Annotated in this window: 9 protein-coding genes and 1 rRNA gene (1 of these 10 running past the window's edge); 9 read left to right on the top strand and 1 reads right to left on the bottom strand. The window is 44.5% G+C overall.

From position 1 onward, the window contains the following. The 9 genes from EYS05_RS16830 to pgeF all read left to right on the top strand — a co-directional run. Positions 1-1,184: ribosomal RNA gene (locus tag EYS05_RS16830) — 23S ribosomal RNA — on the top strand (it extends 1,704 nt beyond the left edge of the window). A gap of 322 nt (positions 1,185-1,506) precedes the next feature. Continuing rightward, the gene (locus tag EYS05_RS16825) at positions 1,507-2,205 is read left to right on the top strand and encodes an energy-coupled thiamine transporter ThiT (protein WP_118624906.1); all 699 of its coding nucleotides are present in this window, start codon (positions 1,507-1,509) and stop codon (positions 2,203-2,205) included. Positions 2,206-2,529: 324 nt separating this feature from the next. Beyond that, complete coding sequence (locus EYS05_RS16820; RefSeq protein WP_118369130.1) at positions 2,530-3,405, top strand: methionyl aminopeptidase; 876 nt, start codon at positions 2,530-2,532, stop codon at positions 3,403-3,405. Between the two features lie 138 nt (positions 3,406-3,543). Further along, positions 3,544-3,891, top strand: coding sequence for a 50S ribosomal protein L19 (gene rplS / locus EYS05_RS16815; protein ID WP_015525316.1), 348 nt, complete (start codon positions 3,544-3,546; stop codon positions 3,889-3,891). A 96-nt stretch (positions 3,892-3,987) separates the two neighbouring features. Next, on the top strand, positions 3,988-4,596 hold the full coding sequence (lepB, locus tag EYS05_RS16810) for a signal peptidase I (RefSeq protein ID WP_118514529.1): 609 nt from the start codon (positions 3,988-3,990) through the stop codon (positions 4,594-4,596). Between the two features lie 42 nt (positions 4,597-4,638). Further along, positions 4,639-5,496, top strand: a complete 858-nt coding sequence (ylqF, locus tag EYS05_RS16805; protein WP_118514527.1) for a ribosome biogenesis GTPase YlqF — start codon at positions 4,639-4,641, stop codon at positions 5,494-5,496. Further along, positions 5,496-6,251, top strand: coding sequence for a ribonuclease HII (locus EYS05_RS16800; protein ID WP_118514525.1), 756 nt, complete (start codon positions 5,496-5,498; stop codon positions 6,249-6,251). Before ylqF ends, EYS05_RS16800 begins: the two co-directional genes overlap by 1 nt. 45 nt (positions 6,252-6,296) lie before the next feature. Next, positions 6,297-6,656, top strand: coding sequence for a YraN family protein (locus EYS05_RS16795; protein WP_118369136.1), 360 nt, complete (start codon positions 6,297-6,299; stop codon positions 6,654-6,656). 18 nt (positions 6,657-6,674) lie between these two features. Next, positions 6,675-7,520 carry a peptidoglycan editing factor PgeF gene (gene pgeF / locus EYS05_RS16790; protein WP_118514523.1) on the top strand — a complete coding sequence of 282 codons (846 nt, stop codon included), beginning with the start codon at positions 6,675-6,677 and terminating at the stop codon, positions 7,518-7,520. Here pgeF and EYS05_RS16785 read toward each other — a convergent pair. Then, on the bottom strand, positions 7,507-8,679 hold the full coding sequence (locus EYS05_RS16785) for a ribose-phosphate pyrophosphokinase (protein ID WP_015525311.1): 1,173 nt from the start codon (positions 8,677-8,679) through the stop codon (positions 7,507-7,509). The two genes, pgeF and EYS05_RS16785, sit on opposite strands and share 14 nt — an antisense overlap. Positions 8,680-8,818 lie beyond the last annotated feature (139 nt).

The raw sequence follows: 8,818 nt of genomic DNA, 5'->3' as shown, positions 1-8,818 counted from the left end.
TAACTTAGGGAGAAGGGGTGCCTGCGAGAGCAGGCCGCAGAGAATAGGCTCAAGCAACTGTTTAGCAAAAACACAGGTCTATGCGAAACCGAAAGGTGAGGTATATGGGCTGACGCCTGCCCGGTGCTGGAAGGTTAAGAGGAGAGGTTAGCAGCAATGCGAAGCTTTGAATTTAAGCCCCAGTAAACGGCGGCCGTAACTATAACGGTCCTAAGGTAGCGAAATTCCTTGTCGGGTAAGTTCCGACCCGCACGAAAGGCGTAATGATTTGAGCGCTGTCTCGGCAATACATCCGGTGAAATTGAAGTGCCAGTGAAGATGCTGGCTACCCGCGCCAGGACGGAAAGACCCCATGGAGCTTTACTCCAGTTTGGCACTGGGGTCCGGTGTTGCATGTACAGGATAGGTGGGAGGCTGAGAAACGGTAACGTCAGTTGCCGCGGAGCCGCTGTTGGGATACCACCCTTGTGATATTGGGCTTCTAACCAGCCGCCGTGAACCGGCGGTGGGACAATGCCAGGCGGGGAGTTTGACTGGGGCGGTCGCCTCCGAAAGGGTATCGGAGGCGCCCAAAGGTTCCCTCAGAATGGACGGAAACCATTCGAAGAGTGCAAAGGCAGAAGGGAGCTTGACTGCGACACCGACGGGTGGAGCAGGTACGAAAGTAGGGCTTAGTGATCCGGTGGTATTAAGTGGGAATGCCATCGCTCAACGGATAAAAGCTACCCTGGGGATAACAGGCTTATCACTCCCAAGAGTTCACATCGACGGAGTGGTTTGGCACCTCGATGTCGGCTCATCGCATCCTGGGGCTGTAGTAGGTCCCAAGGGTTGGGCTGTTCGCCCATTAAAGCGGTACGCGAGCTGGGTTCAGAACGTCGTGAGACAGTTCGGTCCCTATCCGGCGTGGGCGCAGGATATCTGAGAGGAGCTGTCCTTAGTACGAGAGGACCGGGATGGACGGACCGCTGGTGGACCGGTTGGCTTGCCAAAGCCATGGCCGGGTAGCCAAGTCCGGAAGGGATAAACGCTGAAGGCATCTAAGCGTGAAGCCCCCCTCAAGATGAGATATCCCATTCTTAGTGAAGTAAACCCCCTTGAAGACGACGAGGTAGATAGGGCAGAGGTGGAAGTGTGGTAACACATGGAGCTGACTGTTACTAATCGGGTGAGGGCTTGACCAAAAAGCCGAGGAAGCGGGGATAACCTCCGCTGGTGAATCGGTACGCAGGTTAGAATTGATTCAACAAAAAGATTAACCATCAACAAGCATGTATGTAGTTTTTAAGGTACAAAGGGAAAGAGGAAATCAGGAGAAAAATCAGTACATGGATTTTTCTCCTGATTTTGTTGTATATGATCATACATCTCCCACCATTTACATCTCCTTTTCCATATGCTACAATAGGTAAGACCAAAGGAGCCTGACCAGACTGTGAGGAGGTGTAGGCTTCGACCTTTGAACTTGATTGGGGTAATTTCATCGTAAGGAGGAGAGAAAAGAGTATGTTTAATTTTCTTGTGACTGCCGAAGGCGGTCTAACAACGGCAGGATATGTCGTAGCTGTTATTGCAGTTCTGATTTTGATAATTCTGATAGCAGTATTACTTCAGAAAAACACATCTGTATTAAAATTTACCACACAGCAGCTGGTTACCTGTGCAGTAGCATTGGCACTTGCATATGTAACTTCCTACATTAAGATATTTAAACTGCCATTTGGCGGATCTGTGACCTTGTTCAGTATGCTGTTTATTGTTCTGATCGGTTACTGGTATGGCATTAAGGTAGGAATTCTTACCGGCCTTGTATATGGGATTTTTCAGTTCCTCCAGGAGCCATATGTCCTTTCATTTTTTCAGGTATGCTGTGATTACATTCTGGCATTTGGAGCCATGGGACTTTCAGGATTATTTGCAAAATCCAGAAAACATGGTCTTCTTAAAGCATACATAATAGCAATTCTGGCAAGAGGGGCATTCCATGCACTTGGCGGATATCTTTACTGGATGGATTATATGCCGGATAATTTTCCGAAGTCTCTGACAGCTTTGTATCCGATCATTTATAATTACAGTTATATTCTTCTGGAAGGTGTACTGACGATCGTAGTGATTTCTATTCCGGCAGTATCCAGTGCACTTGGGCGAATGCGAATAATGGCAACTGGTGGAAACCGACAATCTGCAGCCACCGAAAAATAATTAATACAGACACATAAATAAAAAGAGATCGTTCAAGCTATTACGATCTTTTTTTATTGAAAAATCACAAAAAGTTATACAAAACAAACCAAAAACACAAAGAATACTTTTCACCTAAAGAAAGTTGTGCTATGATAATCAGGCGGAATAATTTCCCATTCAAACGAATGAATGCAAGTCTCCACCCACAGCTTATTGTTTCTCGCAACCACATAGGAGACTTCTTTGATTCAGTTAAAATATTACAGACAGATATAACATATCTGAACATATAAAATACAAAAGAAAAAGCAGCCATACAGTTGCGAAAAGGAGAGGAAAAAGATGTCTAAAAAAATCGAACGAAATGATCCCTGCTGGTGTGGAAGCGGAAAAAAATATAAAAAATGTCATGAAGCATTTGATGAAAAAATGGAACTCATGAAAAAGAAGGGGTATGCAGTTCTTGACCATGATCTGATCAAGACACCTGCACAGATCGAGAAGATCAAAGAGAGCTGCAAGATTAATGTTGCAGTTCTTGATTATGTTGCAGAGCATATCGGACCAGGTGTAACGACACAGCAGATCGATGACTGGGTACATGAAGAAACAGTACGTCATGGCGGAATTCCGGCACCACTTGATTATGAAGGTTTTCCAAAAAGTGTATGTACATCTATCAACGAGGTAGTATGCCACGGAATCCCGGATGAAGAAATTGTCTTAAAAGAAGGTGACATTGTCAATGTAGATGTATCTACCATTTATCAGGGATATTTTTCTGATTCCTCCCGTATGTTCTGTATTGGGCAGGTAAGTCCGGAGAAGGAGAAGCTTGTCCGTGTGACAAAAGAATGCGTAGAGCTTGGCCTTGAACAGGTAAAACCATGGACACCGATCGGAAATATGGGAAGTGCTGTACACAAACATGCAGTGGAAAACGGCTATACAGTTGTGAGAGAAATTGGCGGACATGGTGTAGGTCTTGAGTTTCATGAAGATCCATGGGTAAGCTACACATCTAAGGAAGGTTCAGGTGTACTCATGGTACCGGGAATGATCTTTACTATTGAACCGATGGTCAATATGGGATCTGATGAAATCTATACAGATGAGATCGATGACTGGACAGTGCGGACAGAGGATGGATTGCCATCGGCACAGTGGGAGATCATGGTCCTTGTCACAGAAACAGGACATGAGGTCCTTTGCTGGTAAAAGCCCTCGAAAATCCGGAAAAAAAGTCCTTGCAATGAGAAGTTATCTAGTGTATAATCACAGATGTTGTGATAAAAGATGGTCCTCTGTTACCATATGTGTATTAAGAACATCCAGTATAATTAAGGAGAGAAAGAAATGAACGAAATTATTAAGAACATTGAGTCCGCTCAGCTGAAAGCTGAAGTACCGCAGTTCCGCGTAGGAGACACAGTAAGAGTACATGCACTGATCAAAGAGGGTACACGTGAGCGTGTTCAGATCTTCGAGGGTACAGTACTTAAGAGACAGGGCGGAAGCACAAGAGAGACTTTCACAGTAAGAAAGAGCTCCAATGGTGTTGGTGTTGAGAAAACATGGCCGCTTCATTCCCCACATGTAGTTAAGGTTGAGGTTATCCGTCATGGTAAAGTACGCCGTGCGAAACTGAACTACCTGAGAGATCGTGTAGGTAAAGCAGCTAAGGTTAAAGAGCTTGTAAAATAATTTCATAAGTAAAGAGGCAGGGACAATAACATTTGCTATTGTCCCTCTTTTTACATCAGTGCGTATGCGTGTAAAAGCACATACAGGGGATAGAATATGGGATTAAATAAGAAGATAAATATTGAAAATCTGAAGGAAAACAGAGCTGTTTCCGAAGCAAGAGAGAAGCTTCGCGATGACAGGACAAGAGGAATCGTGAAGTGGGTATTTGAAATTATTGTGACCCTGGTTTTTGCTGTGCTGGTTGCAATCTCTGCATTTCAGACTGTGACATTGCAGGAAAGTGCCATGGAACCCACGTATTCTGTAAGTGAAAAGTTTTTTGTAAACAGGGCTTTATATAAGATCAGTTCACCAAAACGTGGAGATGTGATCGTTTTTAAAACAAGCGCCAGTGACTCGGCTGCCCTGCATATCCGACGTGTAATCGGCCTTCCCGGGGAGACTGTTCAGGTTAAAGACGGGAAGATCTATATCAACGGCAAGGTTTATGAAGAAAATGGAGCTTATCAGGATATGACAGATGGAGGACTTGCGAATAGTGCTATAACTCTGGAAAGCGGGGAATATTTTGTCCTTGGCGATAATCGCAATAACAGTGAGGACAGCCGCTTCAGCGATATCGGAAATATCAGTAAGAAGTACATTATCGGGAAAGTTTGGTTTACAGTTTCTCCGAAAAATAAAATAGGTTTTATAAAATAGATCAAAGTAAACAGATTAAAGTACAGATAAATGAGGTGAATTATGAACGTACAGTGGTATCCAGGCCATATGACGAAGGCGAAGCGTCAGATGCAGGAAGATATCAAGCTGATCGATCTGATCATTGAGCTTGTAGATGCAAGAGTTCCTCTTTCCAGCCGAAATCCGGATATTGATGAGCTGGGAAAAAACAAGGCACGTATGATCCTTCTCAACAAAGCAGATCTTGCCGATGAGAGACAGAACCGTGCCTGGATGGAATACTTCAAAGAAAAAGGAATCTATGCGGTAAGCATTGATTCCCGCAATAAGGGATCTATGAAGGCCGTTTCTACGGCGATCACAGAGGCATGTAAGGAAAAGACAGAGCGAGACCGGAGACGAGGAATCAAAAACCGTCCGGTACGTGCGATGGTTGCAGGAATCCCTAATGTTGGAAAATCAACATTTATCAATACCTTTGCAGGAAAAGCCTGTGCCAAGACCGGTAATAAACCAGGAGTTACAAAAGGAAAACAGTGGATACGTCTGAATAAAAGTGTGGAGCTTCTGGATACCCCAGGAATTCTCTGGCCGAAATTTGAAGATCAGGAAGTTGGAATGCGTCTTGCCTATATCGGTTCGATCAAGGACGATATTCTGAATATTGAAGAACTTGCCCTGGGTCTGATCGGATATCTGCAGGAGTTTTATCCGGCAGCGATCAGAGAGAGATACAATGTAGAAGAAGAGCTGAAACCGCTGGATATCCTTACTGCAGTTGCAAAAGCAAGAGGATGTCTGAAAAAGGGCGAAGAGCTTGACTATGAGAAAGCATCCCGCCTTTTGCTGGAAGAATTTCGTTCCGGAAAACTGGGAAAAGTGACTCTGGAGTTTCCAAAAGGACCGGAGGAAGTGTAATGGAAACAATGAAAGATATCAAGGCGCGTTTTGCGTCAGCGAAGGAGGGCGAATATAACGCCCTTTTTCGTCATTATGAAAATGATGAGAGAAGCGGTGTACAGAAATTGATCCAGCAGTATCACAAAAAGCTTCAAGCTTTGGAGGATGAGCGTGTACGTACAGAGAGCATGAAGAAATATGAACATGAATATGAGCATCTTGGATATCTTTGTGGGATCGATGAGGTGGGAAGAGGCCCTCTTGCCGGACCGGTAGTCGCCTGTGCGGTGATCCTTCCGAAAGACTGCAATATTTTATGGCTGAATGATTCTAAAAAGCTTACAGCTAAGAAGAGAGAAGAACTGTACGATGTGATCCTGGAGGGAGCAGTTTCTGTTGGAATCGGAATGGCAAGTCCAGAGAGAATTGATGAGATCAATATCCTGCAGGCAACCTATGAGGCAATGCGTCAGGCAGTGAGCAGGCTCTCTGTACAGCCGCAGCTGCTTTTGAACGATGCGGTTACCATACCGGAAATCCAGATTCCGCAGGTACCCATCATCAAAGGTGATGCAAAAAGTGTATCCATTGCGGCAGCAAGTATTGTTGCCAAAGTGACCAGAGACCGGATGATGGAAGAATATGATAAGGTTCTTCCGGAATACGGATTTGCCTCCAATAAAGGATATGGTTCTGCAGCGCATATTGAAGCACTGAAGAAATATGGACCAAGTCCGATACACAGAAAAACATTTATCACACATTTTGTATAAAAATACTTAAGATACCGACATCAAAAACAGAAAGGTTTTGTTTATCTGAAGGAAAATAGAAGACAGAAGGGCAGCTATTATGAAGGAATTGCTGCAGCGTTCCTGGCAGAAAAGGGGCTGCAGATCAAGGAAAGAAATTTTCGCTGCCGAAGTGGGGAGATCGATCTTGTTGCGCAGGATGGAAGATATCTGGTGTTTATTGAAGTGAAATACAGAAAGAACGGAAAGAGCGGAAGTCCTTTTTCAGCGGTAGGGAGAGAAAAACAGCGGATCATCAGCAAAGTGGCAATGTTTTATCTGATTGCCCATGGATACCGGGAGCTGCCTCCCTGCCGTTTTGACGTAGTAGGAATTGATGGAGAGAACATCCACTGGATAAAAAATGCTTTTGATTTTTGCAGTTGAAAGGACTGGTCACATAAGATGAAAATAAAATGGTATAAAGATAAACAGCTAATGAATGTAAATCAGAAGAACGAGGTTACCTGGCTTACATATCCTGCTTTTGAGAAATTTCCCGGGATCGTACATGGCTTCAGTACCCGTCTGGGAGGAGTAAGCCAGGGGATTTATGAATCTATGAATTTAAGCTTCACAAGAGGGGATGATGAGGCTGCGGTGAGGGAAAATTATCGCAGACTTTCTGATGCTATGGGATTTTCCATGGAAGATATCGTAACCTCTGATCAGACGCATACCACCAATGTACGTGTGGTCACGGAAGAAGACAGAGGAAATGGGATCACAAAACCAAGGCCTTATACAGATGTGGACGGAATGATCACCAATGTGCCGGGACTGGTGCTGGCAACGTTTTATGCGGACTGTGTACCACTTTTCTTTATAGATCCGGTACATAAAGCTGTGGGACTTTCTCATTCCGGCTGGAGAGGTACTGTAGGAAAGATTGGTAAAGCGACGGTGGAAAAGATGACTGAGGAATTTCAGACAGATCCTTCAGAGCTTTATGCAGCCATTGGTCCTTCTATCTGTCAGGATTGCTATGAAGTCAGTGAAGATGTGATCGATCAGTTTAGAGAGGCGTTTGAAGAAAAATACTGGGATGTGCTTTTTTACAGAAAACCAGATGGGAAATATCAGCTGAATCTGTGGGAGGCGAACAGGAGGATCTTTCTGGATGCAGGCATAAAAGAAGAGCGGATCTCAATGCCGGGCATCTGCACCTGCTGTAATCCGCTCTTTCTTTACTCACACAGGGCTTCTCACGGGAAACGTGGAAACCTGGGAGCATTTATTACTGTTCGTTGACTTTTTTCATGAGATCCATGATCTTTTCGTTGCTGGAACGAACCTTCTCGACAGATACATCATGATTGATGATATCGATGATACTTGCAAGATATTTGCTCATATTTGCTTCGATATAGTATGGACGGTCAAGAAGCTCAGGAATACGATAGTTAAGGTTGGTTGTGATGACTCTGTCCAGCCAGCCTTTTTCGTAATATTCATCAAATTTGGCTACGCCATCTGTAAACAGACCGTAGGTTGTGCAGACGAATACACGTCCGGCTTTACGCTCTTTGAGCTGACGGGCAACATCCAGCATACTTTCTCCGGAAGAGATCATATCGTCGATGATGACAACGTCTTTGCCCTCTACGGAATCTCCGAGGAATTCGTGAGCAACGATCGGGTTCTTTCCGTTGACAACGGTGGAGTAATCACGGCGTTTGTAGAACATACCCATATCGACTCCAAGGATATTGGAGAAGTATACAGCACGGGACATAGCACCTTCATCCGGGCTGATGATCATGAGATGATCATTGTCAAGCTTGAAATCAGGGACATTTTTGACCAGAGCCTTCAGGAACTGGTATGTGGGGAAAAAGTTATCAAAGCCCTTCAGCGGAATAGAGTTCTGTACACGTGGGTCATGAGCGTCAAAAGTAATGATGTTGGAAACGCCCATGGCACTTAACTCGCGAAGTGCAAGTGCACAGTCAAGAGACTCCCTCTTGGTGCGTCTGTGCTGACGTCCCTCGTAAAGGAATGGCATGATAACGTTGATGCGGTGTGCTTTACCGGTGGCTGCGGAGATGATTCTCTTCAGATCCTGGTAATGATCATCCGGAGACATGTGGTTTTCATGACCGCATACGCTGTAAGTAAGACTGTAATTGGTCACATCTACCATGATATAAAGGTCTGTTCCGCGGACAGATTCCTTGATGTAACCTTTACCTTCACCGGTTCCGAAACGTGGGCATTCGCAGTCTACAAGGAAAGATTTTTCTGCATATCCCTGTGGGATGATGGTGGATTTCTTGGCGGCTACAAGTTCTTTACGGAATTTAACCAGCTTTTTGTCAACCTCCTCGGCCAGTTCGCGGCATCCGGCAAGTGCGGCGATTCGGATCGGGGCAACAGGCATAGACTTTTCCAGCAATTCTATGTTTGGCATAATATTCCTCCTAAGTGTATGTCATTAAAAATTCTCAGTCTATTTATAACATCAGACCCACGTGTCAGTCAAGGTGTTTTCTCAAAGTGTTGATTTTTAAGAGCAAAGTTGTTATTATATACGGGATAGAAAAGGGAGA

Source organism: Blautia sp. SC05B48, assembly GCF_005848555.1.
Taxonomy (GTDB): Bacteria; Bacillota; Clostridia; order Lachnospirales; family Lachnospiraceae; genus Blautia_A.
This window is presented reverse-complemented; position numbering and strand designations above follow the sequence as displayed.

Coding starts and splice junctions, on each gene's coding strand:
- EYS05_RS16825 (WP_118624906.1), top strand. CDS start 1,507: ATGTTTAATTTTCTTGTGACTGCCGAAGGCGGTCTAACAACGGCAGGA.
- EYS05_RS16820 (WP_118369130.1), top strand. CDS start 2,530: ATGTCTAAAAAAATCGAACGAAATGATCCCTGCTGGTGTGGAAGCGGA.
- rplS (WP_015525316.1), top strand. CDS start 3,544: ATGAACGAAATTATTAAGAACATTGAGTCCGCTCAGCTGAAAGCTGAA.
- lepB (WP_118514529.1), top strand. CDS start 3,988: ATGGGATTAAATAAGAAGATAAATATTGAAAATCTGAAGGAAAACAGA.
- ylqF (WP_118514527.1), top strand. CDS start 4,639: ATGAACGTACAGTGGTATCCAGGCCATATGACGAAGGCGAAGCGTCAG.
- EYS05_RS16800 (WP_118514525.1), top strand. CDS start 5,496: ATGGAAACAATGAAAGATATCAAGGCGCGTTTTGCGTCAGCGAAGGAG.
- pgeF (WP_118514523.1), top strand. CDS start 6,675: ATGAAAATAAAATGGTATAAAGATAAACAGCTAATGAATGTAAATCAG.
- EYS05_RS16785 (WP_015525311.1), bottom strand. CDS start 8,679: ATGCCAAACATAGAATTGCTGGAAAAGTCTATGCCTGTTGCCCCGATC.